Raw genomic sequence first — 24,347 nt, 5'->3', positions numbered from 1 at the left:
GGCTGCGTAAACACCATGGCGCGCCACCGAAAACGGGTGGCAGCGGGTCTGCAAACCCGTGATGAGAGATGCACCTGTAGTTTGCGCTTGCCCGTCGGCACCGTCCTTAACCGGTGCCGGCGGGCAATCCGTCGGCCTTTCTGGCGGGCGGTGCGTGGGGGCCCTCGGGCCCACCGGTCTATGGTGCTATTTCATCCCGGTTTGCAGCCACGCATCGTCCGCCACCCCGCTCACGCGGTGGCGCTGTTAAGCACAGCCAAGGAAACCGACGCCATGAACGAGTCCGACACCTTCTCTTCGTACACCGTTGTTGAGCCCATCAACGACGACACCCCTCTACCCGACCTGAACTCCCTGCTCGGCATCCTCAAGCGCATGCGCGGCTGCGAGGGGGCTGATGGGCTGCCCTGGCCGGAGAACGACGTGTCACCCGGTCGTCGCGTGAGCCTGGCGAGGACCGAGCGCGCGCTGGTGGGAGTGCTGACGGTGCTGGAGGTGCTGCATTCGGCGGACCGCTGTCGGGTGGCAGCGGATCCAGAGCGGCATCTGGATGAAGGGGTTGTGGATGGGCTGTTTCTAGCTTGCCGGGGGTTGGTTGAGTGGGCTTGCCGGGAGGTGAGGCCGGAATGAGGCGGGATCCGCTCACAAGGCCCGGAAATCAACCCCAACAGGACTCGCAACTGCTCCCTCGAAAATGTCCTCTGACTGCAAATACCGCAAATCAAGCATCTTCGTCGAAATAATCGCTATCCACGGATGGGACCCGAAGAATACGCGAGCTCACACCCACCTCATTGTCGATCATGAGACCAACTAATCGATTTCCATCGACGATCACAATGCCCTCAACAGAGCCAACGAATTCAACTGCCTGAGGCGTGAAGCCAGACGTGGTTATGAAAACTCCGCGTTTGGCCTTATGCCCGGCAAGCGCCCCATAGAAGGCCTGTAGCTCGGGCCTACCAACCGTGCTCTTCCAACGCTTCGCCTGCACATAGACCTTGTCCAGCCCGAGCTTATCCAGCGAGATCACGCCATCGATTCCACCATCTCCCGCTCCGCCGACGCGTAGCAAATCAGAGCGGCTCGCGCCGTATCCCAGTCGATGCAGGATATCAAGAACGATGATCTCGAACCGTCCGGGAGAAACGCGCAGCAGACAGTCCAGAAGCTCTGCCGCTGTCGCGGATTTCAATTCAGCAAGCGCACTATCAAGTCGATCATCGGGGCTCAGAGCGGGGGACCCATGAGGTAGGTCGCTTGAGTCATGGCCATCTAGCACTGCAGCATCCGCCGGGGATCGAAGCTTAACCGCGAGATAGCCATTTGCGATCCTCCCAACCTGCTCGTCGTCCAGCGGGAACGGATGATCGCCGACGTAACTTCTCCCGGCCTCCGTCAACTGCCAGACGCCGCGCCTCGGGCTGGACGAAAGGCCAGCGCGCTTCAGCCGATCATGCGCCCAAGCCGCTCGATTCTTATAGATCTGCGCACCGCTATCCAATACCCGGAGCTTCTGTTCCTCGGTCAACCCTAGGGCATTGGCCGCAGCATCATATGCCAAGGCGGCGGCAACGCCTCCAGAATTTCGCTCCAGGAAGCGCAATACGGGATCGATGAACTTGTCATAGGTTGGAATCATCAAATCTGTCCCTTACCGTGTACTTTCCGCAATTGTTGCCTGATCCAGACAATGGCCCGGGGGTTCGCCTCTAACCCAGGTAGGTTTTGAGGGTAAAGCCAATGACTGACGTAAGGCTTTGATCAGCGGCGTCCAGCAGCGGAACGCCATACAGGCTTCGCCCCTGCCACGTTCACCGCTCGTCAGACGCGCCCACCTACTCCCTTAAATTTATCGACAAACGTGGCGATTTTCTGGAATACGCTCTGCTTCTTGGTTAGGTACTGTGGATTCAAAGGGCTCATCTTGGGCAGCACAGCGTTGAGTTCCGTGCCGTTCTCACTGGCGAACTCGCGCCTGAGTGAGGTAGTTATGTAGCGTATGGCAGCATCAGCGTTGAGGTTCTCGGCAACGATCAACTCGCGCGCTTCACGGTGCTGTTCCGCCTGGGCAAAAGTGTAGAAGGCCTCAATCACGCTCGCCTTTTCGCCAATCTTGTCCAAGTCGGTCTGATTGATGAAATCAACCACCAGGCCCTCTTTTGCGCGCTGCCCGAGGCTTGCACGTATCACGCGCCGCATTTCCTCGACCAACTCTGACTTGCTCTTGATCTTCTTGTTGTGCTCGAAAATCAGCTCCAGAATGTAATCCAGATTGATTTCCTGCGACCTGAGAAGATCGACCTCAAAAACCACGTCATTCCAGTCTATAGTCGACTGCTCCTTCTCGGCCCCCGCCCTCTCCCGCCGCAGCCAGTCGCGCACATCGTTGTAGGTTGAGCGGTAGTCCTGGATCTTCCGCTCCGTGGGGAGAGTGATGGCTTGCAGAGCAGTCAGATCGTCGTCGCTCAGGTAGTGCTTGGCCTTAAAGGACTCCACCGCAGCGGCATCCGTCAGGTCGACGCTCTGAATCTCCTTCAGGCTGGCGAATTCGTCGTAGTTCTGCAGAATGTTCTCAACGCGTAGGTATTCGCCAAACAACTTGACGAAGGCCTTCTTGTCGGCCTCTCTTTCAATCGCTGTGGGATCTGGAAAGCGTGCCTCAAGCTCCTGCACCACGTCCTTAAAGCCGCGTCGCGCCTCACCGGTGACCGCGTCGGTGAAACCGTCCATGTACTCGGAGTAGCTCTTCTCCAGCACCACGTTCTTGGTGTTCTTGTCACCGAACAGGGTGATGGCATCGACGGTGGCCTGTTCAAGGTCGCGGAAGGTTACGATGTTGCCGAAGGTCTTGGTAGCGTCGAGGATGCGGTTGGTACGAGAGTAAGCCTGCATCAACCCGTGGAAGCGCAGGTTCTTGTCGACGAACAGCGTATTGAGCGCAGGCGCGTCAAAGCCCGTCAGGAACATGCCCACCACGATGAGCAGGTCGATCTCTTTGGCCTTCACTTGTTTGGCCAGGTCCCGATAGTAATTCTGGAAGCCGTTGCTATCTACGCTAAAGTTGGTCTTGAACAACGCATTGTAATCGGCGATAGCTGCGCTCAAGAACTCCTTGGCACTGCTATTCAAGGCCGACACGTCAAAGCTCTCGTCCTGGATCTCGCCAATCGCGTCCTGCTCCTCGTTGACTGCGAACGAGAAAATGGTGGCCACCCTCAATGGCTTGTCGCTGGCCTTCTGCAAATTCCTGAAGCATTCATAGTATAGCTTGGCGGCGTCCACGCTGCTGACCGCAAACATGGCGTTAAAGCCCTTACTGCCCGCGTGCAGGCGGTGGGTCTTCTGCCGAAAGTGGGTGAGAATGTACTGTGTGATCTCGCGGATGCGGTCCGGGTGCAGAAGGGCCTGCTTGTTCTCGGCCGCACTCAGCTTCTTCTCGTCCTTCTCGGTCTCGATGGCTTTGAACTGCGGGCGTACGTCGTTGTAATCCACCTTAAACTTCAACACCTTCTCGTCGCGAATGGCATCGGTGATCACATACGAGTGCAGCTCTCGGCCGAATACGCTTGCCGTAGTCTCGGCTCCTAAAGCGTTTTCCGGGAAGATGGGCGTGCCGGTGAAGCCGAACTGGGTAAACTTCTTGAACCTCTTCTTCAGATTCTTTTGGGCTTCACCAAACTGACTGCGGTGGCACTCATCGAAGATGAGCACTACTTGCTTGCCGTAGACGGGCAAGTCCACCTCGCTCTTCATCAGGTTGTTGAGCTTCTGGATGGTGGTCACGACGATCTTGTTGTCGTCCTTCTCCAGGTTGCGCTTTAGGCCAGCCGTACTCTCCGAGCCATTCACGCTGTCCGGCGAGAAACGCTGATATTCCTTCATGGTCTGGTAATCCAGATCCTTGCGATCAACTACGAAGATCACCTTGTCGATGAAGTCCAGCTCTGTAGCCAGAAGCGCCGCCTTGAAACTAGTCAGCGTCTTGCCTGAGCCGGTGGTATGCCAGACGAAGCCACCACTCTCCTCGCCGCTCCAGTTCTTGCCCTTATGACTGCTGTTGATTTTCCATAGGATGCGCTCTGTGGCTGCTATCTGATAGGGCCGCATCACTAGTAGAGTATTGCTGACGTCGAACACCGAATAACGCAGCAGCACGTTGAGCAGCGTGTGCTTTTGGAAGAAGGTCGCCGTGAAGTCCTTCAAATCCTTGATAAGAGTATTATCCGCCTTCGCCCAGTTCATGGTGAAGTCAAAGCTATTCTTGTTGCGCTGCGTGGTATTGGCGAAGTAGCGACTGTCAGTGCCGTTGGAGATCACAAACAGCTGCAGGTACTTGAACAAGGACTGCTCGCTGTTAAAACTCTCCTTGCTGTAGCGGTGCACTTGGTTGAAAGCTTCACGAATCGCTACGCCACGCTTCTTGAGTTCCACCTGCACCAAAGGCAGGCCATTAACCAGAATGGTTACGTCATAGCGGTTGGCGTGCGCGCCCGCCTGCTCGAACTGCTTGATCACCTGCATCTTATTGCGGGCGACAGCCTTCTTATCCAGCAGATAGATGTTCTGAATGCGCCCGTCATCAAAGACAAAGTCATGAACGTAGTCGTCGTGAATCTTGCGGCTCTTCTCGACGATGCCATCGCTTGGCTTGTCCAGCCAGGACTCAACGAATCGAAGCCATTCGCCATCGGCGAACTGAACCGCGTTAAGCTCCTGCAGCTGCACGCGCACGTTGGCCAGCAGGTCAGCTTGGGTCTTGATGGACAAAGAGAACTCATAGCCCTGATTGACCAGATCCTGGATCAGCTCCCGCTCCAGATCATCCTCGCTCTGGTAGTTCTCGGCAACGTTCCACTCGCGGGTGTACTGGTCGAGGACGATGAAGGTCTTGGACTCGGCAATCACCTTGTAGTCGTTCATTGGTCAGGCGCTCTGTGGCTGCCAAAAGGCATGACTGTTCTTCAGGTGGTCCAGCAACAGCTTGACTGTGGCGCTCTCGGCCGGCGATGGCTGTGCAACGGCCTCGTTGGACAGCGTGCTGTGGCTTGTGAAATTGATGATACGGCCGTAATACAGCTGTTTGTCGTCTGGCAGAAGCTCAGACCACTTCGGGTAGCCCAAGAAGCCAGCGGTTTTCTCGTAGAGGTTACGCAGCAGAGTGAAATGATAACGCTCGATTTTGCCGTCCGCTATGGCCTGCTCGATGGTCTGCAGGAGGTGTAGGTGGTAAGAGAAGCTCTTGTTGGAATCGCCGTGCTTTTCCCTTAGCGAGTAGCTGCCGTCCTCGAAACGCTCAAGCATGTAACACGTCTTTGCATTGAGCTCATTGAACAGAACGTTATAGAACAGCGGGTTGTGCGTGGTGATGATGAACTTGAGGTCGGGCGATTCACTGGATTTGATTAGCGTAGCCAGGTTGACCGCGAGCTCGATCAAATGGTTCTCGTCCAGTGAGCTCACTGGGTCATCCACGAAGACATGGGTCAGCTTGTTGAAGACATCGGTGGAACGGTAGGCCACTTCCGGGATGTTGAGCTCGGCAATCACCTGTTCTAGCAAGGCATTGAAGACGCTCCAGATGAAGTTACTTTCTTCACCTTTGGAGATTTTTACGTGAGGCTCATGTGCCTCGTTACCGCGTGCGAACGAAAAGCTAACAGAGGCAAAATCTGTACCGAAATGCGGCGTCAACTTGTCGCTGGTGTAGCGTTGAAAGGTGGTAATGATGCTTTGGTCCTGACCTTGCTCCTCCAACACCCACTTGGTGAACGCGTTGGGCTGGATCATAAGCTTGGGCTCAGCATCCAGCCTCAGGTCATTATCCCAATAGAAGAGATCCTCGGTGAAGGCGCTGTAGTAAAGAATCCTCTTATCGGCCAATGCCGACGGCGCGGCCTCATCGACCTCGCCATTGGGCGCGATCAGCTGCTTGAACGCCAGCGACAGGCGCGTCTTGCCTGTGCCGTTAAAGGCGTAGATTAGCTGCACCTTCTTGCCAGTGTCCTTCAGCTGCTGCGCGACCTCCGCGAGTGTCCTTCTCATACTATGCCTTTAACCCTTCTTCCTTTGGGAAGCTCAACAGCAGATTGAGATAGTACCTATATTGCTTCTGGCGCATTTCGATTTCTCGTGGCAAGTCGCCATTAATAGAACTGGTCAGCCCATCGAATCTATCCAGAAGTACCGAAATTTCTTTCTGTTGAGCAAGACTTGGAACCGGCACCGGCAAGGCCTTGATGATATCCGCATTCAAATTGCTCACCGAGCCGCTATTTATTTTCCCGGACCAGTAACTCTTAACCGCATTTGACGATAGATAGTGATACAGAAAATCCGCACTCAAGACCGCGGAGAATTCGCTAATCGACGCCCAGCCGTCGTGTATCGCCCCTCTGATACCAAGAATGTACGGCCTACCGAAACTCATCGAATTGGACAAAATGAAGTCACCCTTATCCAGAATACGAGAGCTTTTTGCCCCTTCTGGAGTGATTCTTTGAGCTGTTTCGTTAACGTACTTTGACCCTGGTGATGTATCTCCAATCTTGATCCACGGAACGCCAAGCTCGTCATCGGTGATGAACTTGGCGATTGGACGAGGCGAGGCGCCACGCTGGATCTTCGCGACATCTCCCAACGTCTTCCACTCCACCTCTCCCTCATCAAAACTCAACAACCGATCCCGATAGTAGTTGTACTGTTTTTTGCGAGCGGACAGCTCTGCGGTCAGCTCTGCGGTCAGCTCGGCGGTCAGCTCGGCGAACGAATCAAGGATACGAACGACTTCGGCTTGGATTTCAAGAGATTTCTCAGGATTATTGGGGCAGGGAATTGGAATAGAAATCTTTGCCATATCCGCAGCAGAAACATCAATCACCTTTGTGCCTTTGGCATATTTTCTCTTTTCGACAGAAAATTCATCCGTTTGCGAAAAGTATGCAAAGTACTTGCCTAGCAAGCACTTCCCAGGCTTTAAGATGGTCGCGTGCCCACCTGTGACTGCCTGGGCCTCACCGAGATAGACCAGAGCCTTCCCAACGTCCTCAAGGTTTTCGCTTGTATTCGTGATGACAACATCACCCTTGTCAACTTTTCGGAGCTGCTTTGCCAATTCGGGGGAAACGAAGGATATTGTCTTTGTGGTTGAAAGCCCGTAGCGGGTATAAATCTGGCCGTAGTGAATGGCTGGAACTCCCTTTTCGGTGAAGTCCTTCTTCTGCAATCCATTCCCACGAATCAACTCGCCAAGGCTGCCCAGAGCCTTCCACTCCACTCCCTCTCCACCTAGCAGCGCCTCCAGGAAGCGTGGGTAGTTCATGCCTCCAGCTCCCCACCCTCAATCTCCGCAACGATGGCATCAATATCCTTGCGCAGTTGGTCGATTTTGGCCACTGTAGCTTTCAATTCAACATTGAGTTGGGCAATATCCACCGCATCGCGAGTATCTTTGAGGTCCACATAGCTACTGACCGACAGGTTGAAGTCATTGACCACTACCTTCTCAAACGGTACCGACAACGCAAAGTGCTCGACGTTCGTCTTATTGCCGAATACCGCCATGATCTCCTTAATGTGATCATCCAGCAGTATGTTGTTGTTGACGCCCTTCTTAAACAAACCACTGGCATCGATGAACTGGATAGCGGTGTCTTGCTTGTTCTTGCTCAGCACCAGAATGTTGACTGCGATGGCAGTGCCGTAGAACAGATTGGGCGCGAGCGAGATCACGCTCTCCACATAGTTGTTTTCCACCAAGTACTGGCGAATCTTCTGCTCGGCGCCCCCCCGGTAGAAGATGCCGGGGAAGCACACGATGGCCGCGCGACCCTTCGCCGAGAGGTAGCTCAGCGCATGCAGCACAAAAGCAAAGTCGGCTTTGGACTTGGGCGCGAGTACGCCAGCTGGTGCGAAGCGGTCATCGTTGATCAGCGTGGGGTCATCGCTTCCGATCCACTTCACCGAGTAGGGCGGATTGGAAACGATAGCGTCGAAAGGCTTGTCGTCACCGAAGTGCGGGGCAATCAGAGTGTTGCCCAGCTGGATATGGAACTTGTCATAGTTGATGTTGTGCAAGAACATGTTCATCCGCGCCAGGTTGTACGTGGTGTGGTTGATTTCTTGCCCAAAGAAGCCATCTTCGATGAGGTGGTCGTCGAATTGTTTTTTTGCCTGCAACAGCAGCGAGCCCGAGCCGCACGCGGGGTCATAGATCTTGTTGATGCTGGCCTGGCCGTGCATTGCCAACTGCGCGATGAGTTTGGAGACCTGCTGTGGCGTAAAGAACTCGCCGCCTGATTTTCCGGCATTGGCGGCGTAGTTTGAAATCAGGAACTCGTAAGCATCGCCAAAGAGATCAATATGGCTGTCGTCAAAGCTACCCAAATCCAGACCAGCAACGCCCTTGAGGACAGCAGCCAGGCGAGCATTCTTTTCCTTTACAGTGTTACCAAGCCGGTTGCTGGTGGTATCAAAGTCGGCAAACAGACCGCTGATATCTTGCTCTGACGGGTAGCCACTCGCAGACGCTTCGATGGACGAGAAAATCCTGGCCAGATCAGTGTTCAGACTTCCGTTGGCGCCGGCGCTGGCCGCTACGTTGACGAACAGCTGGCTGGGGTAGATGAAGTAGCCCTTGGTCTTGATGGCATCGTCTTTGGCTGCGGCGATGTTCTTGTCATCATCAGCCATGCCGGCGTAATCAACGCTGGAATCGCCCCCGGTGATGTAGTCGACAAAGTTCTCGCTGATGAACCGATAGAACAGGGCGCCGAGCACGTATTGCTTGAAGTCCCAACCATCGACCGCACCGCGAACTTCGTTGGCAATCTTCCAGATCTGGTTTTGCAGCGCAGCGCGCTGCTGAGCACCGGTCATGACTTATTTCCTGTCGAATCGTTCAATTGTTCCTCATCTGCTCCGCCCTCACGCACCCATTCATCCACCTCGGACAACTGGAATTTCCAAAGTCGTCCCACACGGTGCGCTGGCAGGCCTTTACGCTCCCGCCAACGATAAACGGTGTCCTTGGCCACGCCCAGATGCTGGGCGACCTGACCAGCGGTTACCCACGGCTCAGTGGTCATGGCAATTACGCACCATTGGCATGCATCAAAGTCGATGAGAGTCGTTGAAAGTCTATCAGAGCCGGGCGGGGCTGAATCAGGAGTGGAGCCTTATACCTTGCCCAAGGGGATCCAGCAGTTTCTGACCGAACTGAAAGACGAGGGAAGGCTCCATATGCAACAAGGGCGCCTCTCGGCGCCCTCGTTCTCTCAACTCATTCCCACTCAATGGTCGCCGGCGGCTTCCCCGAGATGTCATAAACAACCCTCGACACCCCCCGCAACTCATTGATGATCCGGTTGCTCACCGTACCCAGGAACTCATACGGCAGATGCGCCCAATGCGCCGTCATGAAATCAATCGTCTCCACGGCACGCAGCGCAATCACCCACTCATAAGCGCGCGCATCGCCCACCACGCCCACCGACTTCACCGGCAGGAAAACGGCAAACGCCTGGCTGGTCTTGTCGTACAGGTCCGCCTTGCGCAGCTCATCGATGAAGATGGCATCGGCCTTGGCCAGCAGCTCGGCGTATTCGCGCTTCACCTCGCCCAGGATACGCACGCCCAGACCCGGGCCCGGGAACGGATGGCGGTAGACCATGGTGCGCGGCAGGCCCAGCTCAACGCCCAGGCGGCGCACTTCGTCCTTGAACAGCTCGCGCAGCGGCTCCACCAGGCCCAGCTTCATGTGCTCCGGCAGGCCGCCCACGTTGTGGTGGCTCTTGATCACATGGGCCTTGCCGGTCTTGCTGCCGGCCGACTCGATCACGTCCGGGTAGATGGTGCCCTGCGCCAGCCACTTGGCGTTGCTCAGCTTGTTCGACTCTTCGTCGAAGATCTCAACGAACAGGTTGCCGATGATCTTGCGCTTGGCTTCCGGGTCGCTCACGCCTTCCAGCGCGGCGAAGTAACGGTCGGCGGCATTCACGCGCACCACCTTCACGCCCATGTGCTCGGCGAACATCGCCATCACCTGGTCGCCTTCCTGCCAGCGCAGCAGGCCGGTATCCACGAACACGCAGGTCAGCTTCTCGCCGATGGCCTTGTGCAGCAGCGCAGCCACCACGGACGAATCGACGCCGCCGGACAGGCCCAGGATCACTTCGTCATCGCCCACCTGTTCGCGCACGCGGGCGATCTGGTCGTCGATGATGTTGGCGGCGGTCCACAGGGTCTGGCAGCCGCACACGTCCACCACGAAGCGGCGCAGCAGTGCCTGGCCCTGCAGGGTGTGGGTCACTTCCGGGTGGAACTGCACGCCGTACCAGCGCTTTTCTTCGTTGGCCATGGCGGCCACCGGAATGCGGTCGGTGGTGGCGGTGATGGTGAAGCCCGGCGGTGCAACGGAGACGTGGTCGCCGTGGCTCATCCAGACATTCAGCTTCGGCTCGCCGCCATGGTCGCTCAGGCCCTTGAACAGTGCATCCGGATTGATCACGTTTACTTCGGCGTGGCCGAACTCGCGCTGATCCGCTGCTTCGGTGGCACCGCCCAGCTGCGCGGCCAGGGTCTGCATGCCGTAGCAGATGCCGAAGATCGGCAGGCCGCTGTCGAACACTTCCTGCGGCGCGGCGGGGGCACCCGGCAGCGTGGTCGATTCCGGGCCACCGGACAGGATGATGCCCTTGGCGCCAAACGCGGCGATCTCGGCCGGGTTGTGGTCCCACGCCCAGATTTCGCAGTAGACGCCCAGCTCGCGGATGCGGCGGGCGATCAGCTGCGTGTACTGCGCGCCGAAATCGAGGATGAGGATCTTGTCGTTATGGATGTTGGTCATGGTGCCGTTCCAGTGGTGTTTTTCGCAGCGCCCGGCGCTTCAAGGCTCTGCGTCAGCGTGGCGATGAACGCCTCGCGTTGTTGAATATGTGAGGGGTCTTCCTCGTCCCAGCGCAGCATCAGCAGGCCGTGCGGTGCGTTGGGGTTGGCGCGGTCGGCGCGCGGCAGCTCGGCGATTTCCTGCACTTCGGTGCCAGGCACGATGCGCCGTTGCAGCGTGTGCATCGGGTAACCGGAATCCACGGCGTTGCCCCAGAACGCGGACTGCACGCTCATCCGTTTCGGCTCCAGGGGCCCTAGCTCGGCGGTGACCACAGGATCTTCAAGCCTCTCACTCAGATCGGTAACGCACCGCAGGATCACCTGCAGCGGGCGCTCGCCGGTGCCTTTCAGCAGCCAGCGCTGTTCGCCAGCGGCCTGCACCTGCCAGCCCTTCGGCAGCGAGAACGCGTTCTGGCACGCCTGCACGTCCTTCACTTGCGAAACCGCCGCGCCCGGAAACCCGGAGCGCGGCGGCGGTTCGGACAACGAACAGCCTGCCATCAGCAGGCTGCCCGTAATCGCAAGAGCAGTTCGCAAGCGCATCAGGCGCGGTAGTTCGGCGGCTCTTTGGTGATGGTCACGTCGTGGACGTGGCTCTCACGCTGGCCGGCGCCGCTGATCTTCACGAACTTGGGCTTGCTGCGCATGTCTTCGATGGTGGCGCAGCCCACGTAGCCCATGGTGGCGCGCAGGCCGCCCATCAGCTGGTGGATGATGCCGCCCACCGGGCCGCGGTACGGCACGCGGCCTTCGATGCCTTCCGGCACCAGCTTGTCGGCGGTGGCGGCGTCCTGGAAGTAGCGGTCCTTCGACCCCTTCTCCATCGCAGCCAGCGAACCCATGCCGCGGTAGCTCTTGTACGAACGGCCCTGGTACAGCTCGGTCTCGCCCGGCGATTCCTCGGTACCGGCCAGCAGGCCACCGACCATGATGGTCGAGGCACCGGCGGCCAGCGCCTTGCCGATGTCGCCCGAGTAGCGGATGCCACCGTCGGCGATCAGCGGGATGCGGTCCTGCAGCGCTTCGGCCACCAGGTCGATGGCAGTGACCTGCGGCACGCCGACACCGGCGACGACGCGGGTGGTGCAGATCGAGCCCGGGCCGATGCCGACCTTGACTGCGTCCGCGCCGCTGTCCAGCAGCGCCAGTGCGGCTTCGCCGGTGCAGATGTTGCCACCGATGACCTGCACGTTCGGGAAGTTCTTCTTGACCCAGCTGACGCGGTCCAGCACGCCCTGCGAGTGGCCGTGCGCGGTATCGACCACGATCACGTCCACGCCGGCGGCGACCAGCGCTTCCACGCGGCGATCGGTATCGCCACCCACGCCGACGGCAGCGCCGACCAGCAGGCGGGTCGACAGATCCTTGGCAGCGTTCGGGAAGTCGGTGTTCTTCTGGATGTCCTTGACGGTGATCAGGCCACGCAGTTCGAACGAATCGTTGACCACCAGCACCTTTTCGATGCGGTTGCGGTGCAGCAGCTGCAGCACTTCATCAGACGCGGCGCCTTCCTTGACCGTGATCAGGCGATCCTTCTTGGTCATGATGTGGCGGACCGGATCGTCCAGCTCGGTCTCGAAGCGCATGTCGCGGTGGGTCACGATGCCGGCCAGCTGGCCGTCGCTGCCCACCACCGGCACGCCGGAGATGTTGTGCGCCTGAGTCAGGGCCAGCACGTCGCGGATGGTGGTTTCCGGGCCGACGGTGATCGGGTCGCGGATGACACCGGCCTCGAACTTCTTGACCTTGGCCACTTCCGCGGCCTGCTGTTCCAGGCTGAGATTCTTGTGGATGATGCCCATGCCGCCGAGCTGGGCCATGGCGATGGCCAGGCGGGCTTCGGTGACGGTATCCATGGCAGCGGACAGGATCGGAAGCTTCAGCTTCAGGTCTCGGGTCAACCGCGTTTCGAGGTTGACGTCCTTGGGCAGGATGGTCGAGTGGGCGGGGACGAGCGAGACGTCGTCGTAAGTGAGTGCTTCAGCCTGGATGCGCAGCATCGGCATACCCGAGATGTGGGGAAGCGCGACATTTTACCCTGTTTTCGCGCCGCGTGGCAGGGGGTAGATGCGACGCAGTGTCGCGCGGGCGGTGATTGGTTCAGGGGGGTTTGGGTGGGTGCCAACCTTGGTTGGCACAACCCGTCCGGCACCGGTACCCCAGATGGGCCGATGGCCCCGATGGATGTGTGCCAACCAAGGTTGGCACCTACCAGGAGCGGGTCGCCGGGAATCGCGGGGCATCAATGCAACCCCGGTAGCGCCGGGCCATGCCCGGCGAGCGCAGCGGCGCCGCAAACATCCGCCGGGCATGGCCCGGCGCTACCCTCAGGAGGCTTCCGCCGCTTCCAGGGTGTTCTGCATCAACGTAGCCACGGTCATCGGGCCCACACCACCCGGCACCGGGGTGATCCAGCTCGCCCGCTGGGCCGCCGCCTCAAACCCGACGTCGCCCACCAACCGGCCGTCATCCAAGCGGTTGATGCCCACGTCGATCACCACCGCGCCCGGCTTCACCCACTCGCCCGGCACGATGCCCGGGCGGCCCACCGCCACCACCAGGATGTCGGCGTTGCGCACGGCCTGTTCCAGCACGTCCTTGGGGGTGAACTTGTGGCAGCTGGTCACGGTGCAGCCGGCAATCAGCAGCTCCAGGCCCATCGGGCGGCCGACGTGGTTGCTCACGCCGACGATGGTGGCGTTGCGGCCACGTACCGGCTGGTCGGTGTGGCCCAGCAGCGTGGTGATGCCGCGCGGGGTGCACGGGCGCAGACCGAACTCGCGCAGGGCCAGGTGGCCGACGTTTTCCGGGTGGAAACCGTCCACGTCCTTGCGCGGGTCGATGCGCTGGATCAGCCGGCGCGCGTCGGGGATGCCCGGCAACGGCAGCTGGATCAGGATGCCGTTGATCTTCGGATCGGCGTTGAGCTGGTCGATCAGGTCGAGCAGCTCGGCCTCGGTGGTACCGGCCGGCAGATCGTAGTCATGCGCCTCGATGCCGACCTTCTCGGCGGCACGGCGCTTGTTGCGCACGTACACGGTCGAGGCCGGGTCGCCACCGACCAGCACCACGGCCAGGCCCGGACGGCTGCCACCGGCGGCCACGCGGGCGTCGACGCGCACCTTCAGGCTGTCGAGCAGGTCCTCGGCGATACGGCGGCCATCAAGGATGCGGGCAGGATGCTGGGGGGCGGAATCGGTCATCGGAGGCAGGCGTGGGGCGGCGGGGACGCTATTGTCCCCGATTCAGGCCCCCTCGCCCACCGCCAATCCGGGCGGCCGCTGCGCTCGCCGGGCATGGCCCGGCGCTACCCCACCCGTGCGCACCACGGTAGCGCCGGGCCACGCCCGGCGAGCGCGGTGCGCGGCACCTCATTCTTCCTCTTCCGGCACATCCTGCGGGTTCAGTGTCTTGCTCTCCCGCTTCGGCGCGGTGAACGGCGTCGGCGTCGGTACGCCCTGCGGGCTGTTGCCGTAGATCATCCGCGCGCCGGCATTCAGACCACCACCGGCAATTTCCAGCTCAAAGCGCTCGGCATCGCGGCGACGGATCTGCTCGGCAATCTCCACTGCATCGTCTTCGTCCGCACCCAGCTCCACCAGCGCGGCCTGGCCGAACAGCACCGCCGACTCGAACGTCTCGCGGATCTGGAAATCGACACCGGCATGGATCAGCCGCAGCGAATGCTCGCGGTCGAACGAGCGCACCATCAGCTTGGCCTGCGGGAACTCGTGCGACACCAGTTCGACGATGCGGTCGGCGGCTTCGGCCTTGTCCACGCACACCGCGATCGCGCGTGCAGTGGCGGCGCCGGACGCATGCAGCACATCCAGCCGCGTGCCGTCGCCGTAGTAGATCTTGAAACCGAAGCGCGCGGCGCTCTGGATCATTTCCACATCGTTGTCGATGATGGTCACGTCCACGTCGCGCGCCAGCAGCGACTGGCTGGCAACCTGGCCGAAGCGGCCGAAGCCGATCAGCAGCACGCTGCCGGACAGGCCCTCGGCCTCGTCCACGCCATCCATGTTCACCGTCGGCTTCGGCGCGATGCGCTTGTAGAGCAGCACCACCAGCGGGGTCAGCGCCATCGACAGCACCACCACCGCAGTGAAGTTGGCATTGATCTCCAGGTTGATCACGCCGGCCGATGCCGCGGCGGAGAACAACACGAAGGCGAACTCGCCGCCCTGCGCCATCAGCACGCCACGGTCCAGCGCCTGCGCGTGGTCGCTGCCCATGATGCGCGCGACCACGTAGATGCACAGCGCCTTGGCCGCCATCAACGCCAGCACCAGGCCGAGGATCAGCTGCCAGTTGCCGGCCACCACGCCCAGGTCCAGCGCCATGCCCACGCTAAGGAAGAACAGGCCGAGCAGGATGCCGCGGAACGGTTCGATGTCCGCTTCGATCTGGTGGCGGAAGGTCGACTCACTCAGCAGCACACCGGCCAGGAACGCGCCCATCGCCATCGACAGGCCGGACAGCTGCATCAGCAGCGCCGCACCCAGCACCACCAGCAGCGCGGCGGCAGTCATCACCTCGCGCGCCTTCGATTCGGCCAGCACGCGGAACAGCGGATTGAGCAGGAAGCGGCCAACCAGCACCAGGCCGACGATGGCACCCACGCCGATTGCCACCGAGAGCCAGCGCGAACCCTCGCCATCGGCACTGCCCGCGCTCGGGCCCATCCAGGCCACCAGCGCCAGCAACGGCACGATCAGCAGGTCTTCGAACAGCAGGATGGAGACGATCTTCTGCCCCGACGGCAGCGCGATGTCGCCGCGCTCGGCCAGCAGCTGCATCACCACTGCGGTGGAGGTGAGCACGAAGCCGGTGGCGCCAATGAAGGCCACCTGCCACGGGAGGCCGAACAGCTTGGCGATGCTGGTCAGCACCAGCGTACAGGTGACGATCTGCAGCGTGCCCAGCCCGAAGATCTCCTTGCGCAGGCTCCACAGGTGCGAGGGCCGCATTTCCAGGCCGATCACGAACAGGAACATCACCACGCCGAGTTCGGCGGTATGCAGGATGGCCTGCGGGTCGGAGAACCAGCCCAGTCCGAACGGTCCGATCGCCAGGCCGGCGGCGAAGTAGCCCAGCACCGAGCCCAGACCGGCCCGGCGGAACAAAGGCACCATCACCACCGCCGCGCCCAGCAGGGCCACGACCTTGACCAGCTCGCTGGTCGCTGCTTCTACCGCCATGCGGTGTGTTCCCCAAGATCCAGAATCGAGTTCAACAATAGAGCAATGCCGATGACGGCAATAGCACGCATGTTGCGCCGGATTGTCTTGGAAGTGGAACGATGATGGGCGCCCGCCCCGGCATCATCCCGAAATCGTTGCAAGTCGCTGTAGAGCCGAGCCCACGCTCGGCTGCTTCTGCTGTGTGCGAAAAGCAGCCGAGCATGGGCTCGGCTCTACAGTAGATCCACGCCATGCGTGGATGACGCACAGCCGCCGCGCCCCGGTAGATCCACGCATGGCGTGGATGGATCCCCGGCCGGGTTCACCCACCCCGGCAGAACGCGGCGTAATCGATATACCCCGGGAACGGCACGCCCGGCGCACACACCGGGCAATGCGGGTCCGGCCGGATGCCGGTCTCGCGGAAGCGCATGCCCAGCGCATCGAAGCGCAGCAGCCGCCCCACCAGCGGCTCGCCGATGCCCAGCAGCAGCTTCAGCACCTCGGTGGCCTGCAGCACGCCGGCCAGGCCGGGCAGCACACCCAGCACCCCGGCCTCGGAACAGTTCGGCGCGAACTCCGGCGGCGGCGGTTCCGGGAACAGGCAGCGATAGCACGGCGCCACGCCACGCTGGCGACCGGCGTCAAACACGCTTACCTGGCCATCAAAGCGCTCGATGGCGGCATACACCAGCGGCTTGGCGTGCTTGATGCAGGCGTCGTTGAGCAGGTAGCGCAGCGGGAAGTTGTCCGAGCCGTCCAGCACCACGTCCACGCCGTCCAGCAGCGCATCCACGTTTTCGGAGGTGACCCGCTCGGGCACGGCCTCGACCTCGATCGACGGGTTCAGCGCCAGCAGCCGCTCGCGCGCGGAATCGACCTTGAGCTGGCCGACGCTGGCTTCGGTATGCACGATCTGCCGATGCAGGTTGCTGCGCTCCACGCGGTCATGGTCGGCGAAGCGCAGGCGCCCCACCCCGGCCGCAGCAAGATAAAAGCCGGCCGGCGCCCCCAAACCGCCCGCGCCCAACACCAGCACGCGCGACTGCTGCAGCCGCCGTTGCCCTGCCTCGCCCACCTGCGGCAGCAGCAGATGCCGCGAATAGCGATCATAGAAATCGCGGTCGGCGGCACTGGCCAGCGGCTGCACCAGCGGTAGCGACTGCTCGCGCCAGGCCACGGTGCCGCCCGTCACGGAAGCGACGTTTGTGTAGCCGGCCTCCAGCAGGAACTGCGCGGCATCGGCCGAGCGCTTGCCGCTCTGGCAGATCAGCAGGATTTCCTGGTCGTGCCGCGGCAGGTGCGCGGCCGGGTCGGCCTGCAGCTCGCCCTTGGCCACGCCGCGCGCGCCCTCGGCCATGCCTCCAGCCCGTTCGTGGGCCTCGCGCACATCGATCAGCACCGCGCCGTGGGCCAGGCGCTCGCGTGCCTGCGCGGGGGAAAGCTCTTGGATGCTCATGGCCGCATTATCACGCAGACACCTTCGCCGCGCCTTGCCCCGAACATGGCACCATGCGGGCGTTGCCCCCTGCATCCCGGAACCGCTGCATGCGCTCTGCCACCGAATTCTGGCGTGACCCGCGCATGCCCTTCGTCGAAAGCCGACGGGCGTGCGACAGCCGCGCCTGCCATCGCCCGCACAGCCATGACACCTTCTCGATCGGCGCCGTGGACGCCGGCAGCAGCCTGTTCACCGGTGCTGTGGAAGGACCGCGCCTGCTGCAGCCTGGCAGCCTGGTCGGCGTACCTGCAGGCCGCGTGCATGCCTGCAACCCCCTGCCCGGCCAGGTCTGGAGCTACCAGATGCTGCATCTGGACGCGCACTGGATGGCCGAGGTCCGCGCTGAGTATGACGACCTGCCCGAACCGGACTGGCAGCAGGAACCGATCCGGATTTCCAACCATCGCGCGCGCTACCAGCAGTACTGCCAGCTCAACCAGACGCTGTTCTCCGACGATCCGGTCAGCGTCAAGGAAGCTGCCCTGATCGCGTTCGTCGGCGATCTGGATGAACACGATGGTGTAGCCGTGGCTGGCCCGCCTGAAGATGCCGCATTACAGCAGCGGCTGCAGCCGGTGATGGACGTTCTGCGCCAGCGGCTCGAACACACCCCGGCCCTGCAGGAGCTGGCATCGCTGGCAGGCATGAGCCGCTACCAGCTGATCCGCGCCTTCCGGCGTGCCACGGGCCTGACCCCGCACGCCTGGCAGATCGACCAGCGCATCCAAGAGGCCCGGCGGCGGCTGTGCGAAGGGCAGGCACTGGCCGTGGTCGCCCATGCATTGGGGTTCGCCGACCAGAGCCATTTCCAGCGGGTCTTCAAGGCCCACGCCGGTGCGACCCCGGGCCAGTACCGGCGTTGAGCCTGCAATAACGTTCAATACCATCGCGCGGCGCATCCCCACACTGGCGCCCCCGCCAGCCGCCGCCGGACCCGATGGAACAGTTCCTGGTCATCGCCACCGTACATTTTCTCGCCCTGCTCTCACCCGGCCCCGACTTCTTCCTTGTTGCGCGCACTGCGATCACCTCTGGCTGGCGCACCGCCAGTGGCGCCTGCGCAGGCATCGCCCTCGGAAATGGCGTCTTCATCGTGGCCGCCTTCACCGGAATGGCCATGCTGCGCGCAGGTAGCGCAGGGTTCATTGCGGTGCAGTTGGCGGGCTGCGGGTTCCTGCTGTACCTCGGCACGCTGTTCCTGCGCCATGCGGGTTCGACGACGCTGCAGGCATCTGCCGCTGCCCCCGGATCGCCAGCGGGTGGTGCCCACGGATGGTGGAAGGCGGCAGGGCTGGGCGCCCTGTCCGCGCTGCTGAACCCGAAGAATGCGCTGTTCTACGCAACGTTGGCGGCAATGCTCAACGGTCCGCAGGCCAATGCCGCAACAAAATTCTTCTATGGCGCATGGATGTTCGGCATCGTCCTGCTATGGGATCTGCTGGTAGCCGCGCTGGTCGGCCACCCGTGGGTGCTGGGCCGATTCGCACGCGCCCTGCCCTGGCTGGAGCGCGCCGCAGGGCTCCTGATGATTGCGCTGGCGCTATGGATCGTCGTGTCGCTGTGGGTGGGCTGATGCCGGCGATTCGCGCCTGTCGCAATAGCGTTCAATACGGCGCGTCCGCACCAGCCCACACTCGGCACTTTCTGTAGGTCGGTGGCAGGTTTACGTGCAGCAGTTCTTCATCGTCGCGGTGCTGTACGGCTTCGCCATGCTCCTGCCTGCTTCCAATCACGCGAAGATCCTGCGCACCGCAATGGGCGCGGGCGGGCACGCCGCCATGGCCGCGTCGTTCGGTATCGCCATCGGTACGGGCGTCATCTGCGCCATGGCTTTCGTTGCAGCGGCCATGCTGGGAAACCGCGGCCTGTGGACGCTGGCGATGCAGTGCACGGGCTGCCTCCTGCTGTTGCGCCTGGCGGGCATGTGCCTGCGCGATGCCGGGCTGACCACCCTCTCTCCGCTTTCCCTGCAGATGCCCTGGGGCCTGAGGGCCCGCTCCCGTTGGCCGCACGCCGAGGCTGGATGCCTGTTGGCGCTCGCCAGCACCAGCAACTGGATGCTGCAGTTCGCGGTGGCTGCCCTGCTTACCGGCCTCGTTGCCGACACTGGCACCAAGGCCGCTTACGTGGCCGGCCTGAGCGGCGTCGCGCTGTCGCTCGGCCTGCTGATGGCATGGCTCGGCAGCCATCTGCGCTGGGCACGGAGGTATTGCCGACTCCTTCCGTGGCTGGAGCATGCCGCAGGCCTGGTGACCGGGGCGGTGTCGGTGGCGTACCTGGCAGGAGCATTGGGTACCACCCTGGTCTGGGCAAGTATCACGGGGCAGGCGCGGCTGCCGGAATCGATGATGGCCGCACCCCGCAGCATCCCATGCGCCTTGCCACATTGCCGCGCACGTCGCGGCGGTCGCCCAGATCGAGATCTGTAGAGCCGAGCCCATGCTCGGCTGACGCACGCAGCGCGCCTCGTCAATCCGCGAAAAGCAGCCGAGCATGGGCTCGGCTCTACAGACCGGTTCGCCGCAACGAAAAAGGCGGCCCTGCGGCCGCCTCCCCGTGAATCACTTGCCCTTGACGTGCTTCATCAAGCGCCGCTTGGCCTTGACCTGCCGCTCGGTGAGGACGTTCTTCTTGCCCTCGTACGGGTTGGTACCCTCGCGGAAGATGAAGCTCACCGGCGTACCGATCAGCTTGAAACGCTTGCGGAAGAAGTTCTCCAGGTAGCGCTTGTACGACTCCTGCAGATCCTTCAGGCGCGTGCCGTGCACGATGAAGGTCGGCGGATTCGCACCGGCCGGGTGCACGTAGCGCAGCTTGGAGACGTGGCCGCGGATGGTCGGCGGCGGGTTGGTCTCGTAAGCCACTTCCAGCGCCTTGTTCACTTCGCTGGTGGTGAAGGTCTTGTTCGCCGATTCGTGAGCACGGTGCACCGCACGGAACAGCTCACGCAGGCCCGAGCCATGCTTGGCCGAGATGCGCACGGACTCGGCCCACGGCACGAAGCCCAGCTTCAGCGACAGCATGGTTTCGGCCTGCTCGCGCTGATACTCGGTCAGGCCATCCCACTTGTTGATGGCGATCACCAGCGCGCGGCCGGCGTCGAGCACGGCACCGAGCACGGTGGCGTCCTGGTCGGTCACACCTTCGGTGGCGTCCAGCATCAGCACGGCCACCTGGCACTGCTCGATCGACTGCATGGTCTTGACCACCGAGAACTTCTCGACGACCTCGTCCACGCGCGAACGACGGCGCAGGCCGGCGGTATCGATCAGGCGGTATTCGCGGCCGTCACGCTCCAGGTCCACCGCGATCGAGTCACGGGTGGTGCCCGGCACGTCGGAGGCGATCATGCGCTCCTCGCCAAGAATGCGGTTGACCAGCGTCGACTTGCCCACGTTCGGGCGGCCGACGAAGGCGATGCGGATGCGGTTCGGATCGTTGTCCAGCTCTTCGCCGCTGCCTTCTTCCGGCAGGCGCTGGACCACTTCGTCCAGCAGGTCGTCCAGGCCCTGGCGGTGCGCAGCCGACACGGTCAGCATCTCGCCGAAACCGTAACGGGCGAACTCCGAACGCACGGTGTCCTCGTCGGTGCCGTCGATCTTGTTGATCAGAAGCAGCGTCGGGCGCGACAGCTTGCGCAGCCAGGCCAGGATCTCGTCGTCCATCGCCGACGTACCCTCACGGGCGTCAACCACGAACAGGATCAGGTCGGCTTCCGCCGCAGCGGCGCGGGCCTGGCGGGTGGTAGCCCCTGCCAGACCCTCTTCCTCTTCCGCGATACCGCCGGTATCCACGACGAGGAAATGGTTGTCCTCGTCGAGGCGGCAGACGCCGTAGTTGCGGTCGCGGGTGACGCCGGGCTGGTCATGGACCAGCGCGTCACGGGTGCGCGTAAGCGCATTGAAAATAGTCGACTTGCCGACATTCGGCCGTCCAACCAGGGCGACCAAAGGCAGCATCGCGATTACTCCAATTTTTAATTTGCCAACCGGAAGGCGGTCAGCTTGCCATCAACGTTCTGCACCAGCAGCACCCCGTCTACGACGACCGGCTGGGCCAGCAGGGCGTCGCCGCCACTTTTCGCCCGTGCCGCCATCGCACCATCGGAGGTCTGCAACCAGTGCACGTATCCCTTGTAGTCGCCGACCACGACGTAGTCGCCGTGCAGTGCCGGACCGGTCAGCGAGCGACGGGCCAGTGCGGTCTGCGACCACATCGCTGCGCCGCTGGCCTTGTCCAGGCCGAACACGCCGCCCTTGTTGTCGGTGACGAACACATTGCCAGACGAGACCGCCACACCACCGGCACCGCCATGGTCGCGCGCCCACAGCGGGCGACCGGTCGGGCCTTCGATGGCCATCGTCTGGTTCTTGAAGCTGCTCACGAACAGGGTGTTGCCATCCAGCACCGGCGCGCCGTCGACATCGGCCATGCGCTCCAGCTCGGTCCGGCCTTCACCGTTGCCCACGTTCTGTTCCCACAGGGTGCGGCCATCCTGCTGGGCCAGGGCGGCAACCGCGCCTTCGTCCTTGCCGATGAACAGCACGCCCGGGCCGGTCACCACCGGCGCGTTGCCACGCACGGTCAGTGCCGGCAGCTCGCTCGGGTTGAACCACTTCTGGGTGCCGTTGCCGGCATCGAACGCGGTGATGCGGCCGTCATTGCTGCGCACGTAGACCGCGCCCTGGGCGATGGCCGGCGCGGCGATGACTTCACCCGGAACACGGGCGCGCCACTTCTCGCTGCCGTCGTTGATGTCCAGGGCGATGACCTGGCCATCCAGCGTGCCGATCACGACCAGGTTCTCACCGACCCCCGGGCCGCCGGACAGGCGCAGCTTGGCCTTCTTCTTTTCCTTCTTCGGCTCCCAGGTCCAGACCTTCTTGCCGGTCTGCAGGTCGATGGCGTGCACGCCACCGGTGAGCGCCGCAGCGAACACGTGGCCGTTGGCCACCGCCGGGCCCTGGCGCACGCCGATGCGGCGCTCGCCCTTGCCGAGGTTGACCGACCAGGCCTTGTTGACCTTCAGGGTCGGCTCGAACTTGACCAGCTCAGCCGGTTCCTGTGCCTTCTTCGCGGCCGCGTCCTTGCCGGCGAACCAGCCCTTCACGGTGCTGCAGCCGCTCAGGGCCATGCCCATCAGGAGCACGGTGGCGACGCGGGTGATCATGACCTTCTGACTCATCAAACCGACTCCGCAGGGGCGGCAACGGTGCCGCCGGCGTCCATAACCTTGGTTTCCAGCAGGCGCCGCTGCGGCGCTGCCACGTCCAGCGACTTCAGCGCTTTCTCGTACTGGCTCCGGGCGTCATCGCGCTTGCCCTGCGCCATCAGCGCGTCGCCATGGATTTCCAGGCTGCTGCTGTCAGTGGCGCTGCCCAGCAGCTTGATCGCCTCGTCACTCTTGCCGGTGGCCACCAGCAGGCGGGCCACACGCTGGTCGACCACGCGCTGCAGGTCACCTTCGACCTTCACGCCGCGCAGGGTGGCCAGGGCTTCTTCGTTCTTGCCGGCGTCGACCTGGGCCTTGGCCAGCTGCAGCGCCGCGAGGTCGCCGTAGATGCTGGACGGGCCGGCTTCGAGCGCCTTGACCGCCTTGGAGGCGTCGTCGAGCTTGTTCTGCTGCAGGCCAACGAGCGCCTTCTGGTACTCGACATTGGCCGAGGCCAGCTTGCCGCCCTGATCCTTCTGGTACCACTGCCAGCCGGCAATGGCACCGATGGCGATGACTACGCCACCGAGGATGCTGGCGCCATTCTTCCGCAGCCAGCTGCGGACGCGTTCACTTTGTTCGTGCTCGTCGAGCAGATCGTCGATCGCCATGCGTACTCTCGCCCCGCCCATCGGGAGGGACCATTGGGATTAATCGAAGGTGGTGAAACCGCGCCTCAGTGCGAAACCGGGACTACGGAGCCTTCAGAGGATACCTGAAAGCGTGCCACGTTGGCTCGCTGGTAGGGGGTCAGATCGACGATAGCGCCGTTCTGCTGAACCTGGACCGCCGAGGCGTTGCCCAGGGTCACCCGGGTCACCTGGCCCGGCGTGAAGCTGCGGCTTTCGCCGGACTTGATCAGCGCCTTCTCGACGGTAGCGCCGTCCGGGCCACCGATATCGACCCAGCTGTCGCCGCTGAACTGCATGTCCAGCGTGTTGGCGGCAGCCGCTGGCGCCGGGGCTGAACGCGGCACCGGGGCCAGCGAGGCCACGTACGGGGTGGCGGCCGGCTTGCTGGCCGGGGCGCTCGCCACTTCAGCCGGCGCCGAGGGCTCGACACCCGCAGCGGACGGGGTTACCGGCACGGCGGCCGGGATGGCGTCCAGCGAGGCGGTATTCGGCGACGGGGTGGCACTGCCATCGAAATGGCCACGGGTGGCGAACCACACCGGCACCGCCAGCACCGCGGTGATGCCGACATACAGCACGCGACGGCCGAGATTCTCGGCAATGCGGCGCGCACGCGGGGTATGGGTATGGCTGACCAGGGTGGGCGGAACCACCGGGCCGACCTGGGCCTGCTCCAGCAGCTCTCCCACGTCCACATCCAGAAGCCGCGCGTAGCTGCGCAGCTGGCCGCGCACGAACACCGGCGCGCCAAGCTTCTGCCATTGTTCTTCTTCCAGCGACCTGACCACCTGGACCGGCATGCGCAGGCGCGAGCCGACATCTTCGAGGGTCAGTCCGGCCGCCTCGCGGGCCTGGCGCAGGCGGCTGCCGCAGCCGGCCGCAGTCTCGAGAGCGCTCACAGTCTGGTCATCAATCACAATGCATCAACC

General features: G+C 62.4%; 20 protein-coding genes. 4 read left to right on the top strand and 16 right to left on the bottom strand.

Annotation, left to right across the window (positions count from 1 at the left end):
* Positions 1–273 precede the first annotated feature (273 nt).
* Entirely contained in the window at positions 274–630 is a 357-nt protein-coding gene (locus M1L61_RS09180; protein ID WP_248854604.1) for a hypothetical protein, read from the top strand.
* Positions 631–721: 91 nt separating this feature from the next.
* Here the strand turns inward: M1L61_RS09180 and M1L61_RS09175 are convergent, their stop codons facing one another.
* The 12 genes from M1L61_RS09175 to moeB form a co-directional block, all read right to left on the bottom strand.
* A complete protein-coding gene (locus tag M1L61_RS09175) occupies positions 722–1,642 on the bottom strand; it encodes a restriction endonuclease (protein WP_283102631.1) in 921 nt (306 codons plus the stop codon).
* Between the two features lie 182 nt (positions 1,643–1,824).
* The gene (locus tag M1L61_RS09170) at positions 1,825–4,923 is read right to left on the bottom strand and encodes a type I restriction endonuclease subunit R (RefSeq protein ID WP_248854602.1); all 3,099 of its coding nucleotides are present in this window, start codon (positions 4,921–4,923) and stop codon (positions 1,825–1,827) included.
* Positions 4,924–4,926: 3 nt separating this feature from the next.
* Positions 4,927–6,045: an anticodon nuclease gene (locus tag M1L61_RS09165; RefSeq protein WP_248854601.1), complete on the bottom strand. Its 1,119-nt coding sequence runs from the start codon at positions 6,043–6,045 to the stop codon at positions 4,927–4,929.
* Between the two features lies 1 nt (position 6,046).
* Positions 6,047–7,321 carry a restriction endonuclease subunit S gene (locus M1L61_RS09160; protein WP_248854600.1) on the bottom strand — a complete coding sequence of 425 codons (1,275 nt, stop codon included), beginning with the start codon at positions 7,319–7,321 and terminating at the stop codon, positions 6,047–6,049.
* Positions 7,318–8,877, bottom strand: a complete 1,560-nt coding sequence (locus M1L61_RS09155) for a type I restriction-modification system subunit M (RefSeq protein WP_248854599.1) — start codon at positions 8,875–8,877, stop codon at positions 7,318–7,320. Before M1L61_RS09155 ends, M1L61_RS09160 begins: the two co-directional genes overlap by 4 nt.
* Complete coding sequence (locus tag M1L61_RS09150; RefSeq protein WP_248854598.1) at positions 8,874–9,086, bottom strand: helix-turn-helix domain-containing protein; 213 nt, start codon at positions 9,084–9,086, stop codon at positions 8,874–8,876. The genes M1L61_RS09155 and M1L61_RS09150 overlap by 4 nt, the downstream gene beginning before the upstream one ends.
* Before the next feature lie 194 nt (positions 9,087–9,280).
* Complete coding sequence (gene guaA, locus M1L61_RS09145) at positions 9,281–10,846, bottom strand: glutamine-hydrolyzing GMP synthase (RefSeq protein WP_014646866.1); 1,566 nt, start codon at positions 10,844–10,846, stop codon at positions 9,281–9,283.
* Entirely contained in the window at positions 10,843–11,322 is a 480-nt protein-coding gene (locus M1L61_RS09140; protein WP_308822328.1) for a hypothetical protein, read from the bottom strand. Before M1L61_RS09140 ends, guaA begins: the two co-directional genes overlap by 4 nt.
* A 107-nt stretch (positions 11,323–11,429) precedes the next feature.
* Complete coding sequence (gene guaB / locus M1L61_RS09135; RefSeq protein WP_005416248.1) at positions 11,430–12,887, bottom strand: IMP dehydrogenase; 1,458 nt, start codon at positions 12,885–12,887, stop codon at positions 11,430–11,432.
* Positions 12,888–13,214: 327 nt separating this feature from the next.
* Positions 13,215–14,090 (bottom strand): bifunctional methylenetetrahydrofolate dehydrogenase/methenyltetrahydrofolate cyclohydrolase FolD, encoded by an 876-nt coding sequence (folD, locus tag M1L61_RS09130; protein ID WP_010484605.1) that lies wholly within the window; start codon positions 14,088–14,090, stop codon positions 13,215–13,217.
* 168 nt (positions 14,091–14,258) lie between these two features.
* Positions 14,259–16,091, bottom strand: coding sequence for a monovalent cation:proton antiporter-2 (CPA2) family protein (locus M1L61_RS09125; RefSeq protein WP_248854596.1), 1,833 nt, complete (start codon positions 16,089–16,091; stop codon positions 14,259–14,261).
* 304 nt (positions 16,092–16,395) lie between these two features.
* Positions 16,396–17,532 carry a molybdopterin-synthase adenylyltransferase MoeB gene (gene moeB, locus M1L61_RS09120; protein WP_049410936.1) on the bottom strand — a complete coding sequence of 379 codons (1,137 nt, stop codon included), beginning with the start codon at positions 17,530–17,532 and terminating at the stop codon, positions 16,396–16,398.
* Positions 17,533–17,621: 89 nt separating this feature from the next.
* Here moeB and M1L61_RS09115 point away from each other — a divergent pair, with 89 nt between their 5' ends.
* The 3 genes from M1L61_RS09115 (at position 17,622) to M1L61_RS09105 (ending at position 20,003) form a co-directional block, all read left to right on the top strand.
* Positions 17,622–18,437, top strand: coding sequence for an AraC family transcriptional regulator (locus tag M1L61_RS09115; protein ID WP_100050096.1), 816 nt, complete (start codon positions 17,622–17,624; stop codon positions 18,435–18,437).
* A gap of 74 nt (positions 18,438–18,511) precedes the next feature.
* On the top strand, positions 18,512–19,147 hold the full coding sequence (locus M1L61_RS09110) for a LysE family transporter (RefSeq protein WP_049483138.1): 636 nt from the start codon (positions 18,512–18,514) through the stop codon (positions 19,145–19,147).
* A 94-nt stretch (positions 19,148–19,241) separates the two neighbouring features.
* Positions 19,242–20,003, top strand: coding sequence for a lysine transporter LysE (locus tag M1L61_RS09105; RefSeq protein ID WP_134958375.1), 762 nt, complete (start codon positions 19,242–19,244; stop codon positions 20,001–20,003).
* Positions 20,004–20,135: 132 nt separating this feature from the next.
* Here the strand turns inward: M1L61_RS09105 and der are convergent, their stop codons facing one another.
* The 4 genes from der to M1L61_RS09085 all read right to left on the bottom strand — a co-directional run bounded on the left by der (position 20,136) and on the right by M1L61_RS09085 (position 24,335).
* On the bottom strand, positions 20,136–21,533 hold the full coding sequence (gene der, locus M1L61_RS09100; RefSeq protein WP_197602307.1) for a ribosome biogenesis GTPase Der: 1,398 nt from the start codon (positions 21,531–21,533) through the stop codon (positions 20,136–20,138).
* Between the two features lie 17 nt (positions 21,534–21,550).
* Positions 21,551–22,759, bottom strand: a complete 1,209-nt coding sequence (gene bamB / locus M1L61_RS09095; protein ID WP_010484593.1) for an outer membrane protein assembly factor BamB — start codon at positions 22,757–22,759, stop codon at positions 21,551–21,553.
* Positions 22,759–23,397 (bottom strand): tetratricopeptide repeat protein, encoded by a 639-nt coding sequence (locus M1L61_RS09090; protein WP_010484590.1) that lies wholly within the window; start codon positions 23,395–23,397, stop codon positions 22,759–22,761. The genes bamB and M1L61_RS09090 overlap by 1 nt, the downstream gene beginning before the upstream one ends.
* Before the next feature lie 65 nt (positions 23,398–23,462).
* Positions 23,463–24,335 (bottom strand): RodZ domain-containing protein, encoded by an 873-nt coding sequence (locus tag M1L61_RS09085; protein WP_019338408.1) that lies wholly within the window; start codon positions 24,333–24,335, stop codon positions 23,463–23,465.
* Positions 24,336–24,347 lie beyond the last annotated feature (12 nt).

Origin of the sequence: Stenotrophomonas sp. NY11291 (assembly GCF_023277365.1) — a bacterium.
In the GTDB taxonomy this organism is placed as follows: domain Bacteria; phylum Pseudomonadota; class Gammaproteobacteria; order Xanthomonadales; family Xanthomonadaceae; genus Stenotrophomonas; species Stenotrophomonas geniculata.
Note: the sequence above shows the minus strand (reverse complement) of the source record. Positions and strands in the feature narration are given on the sequence as shown.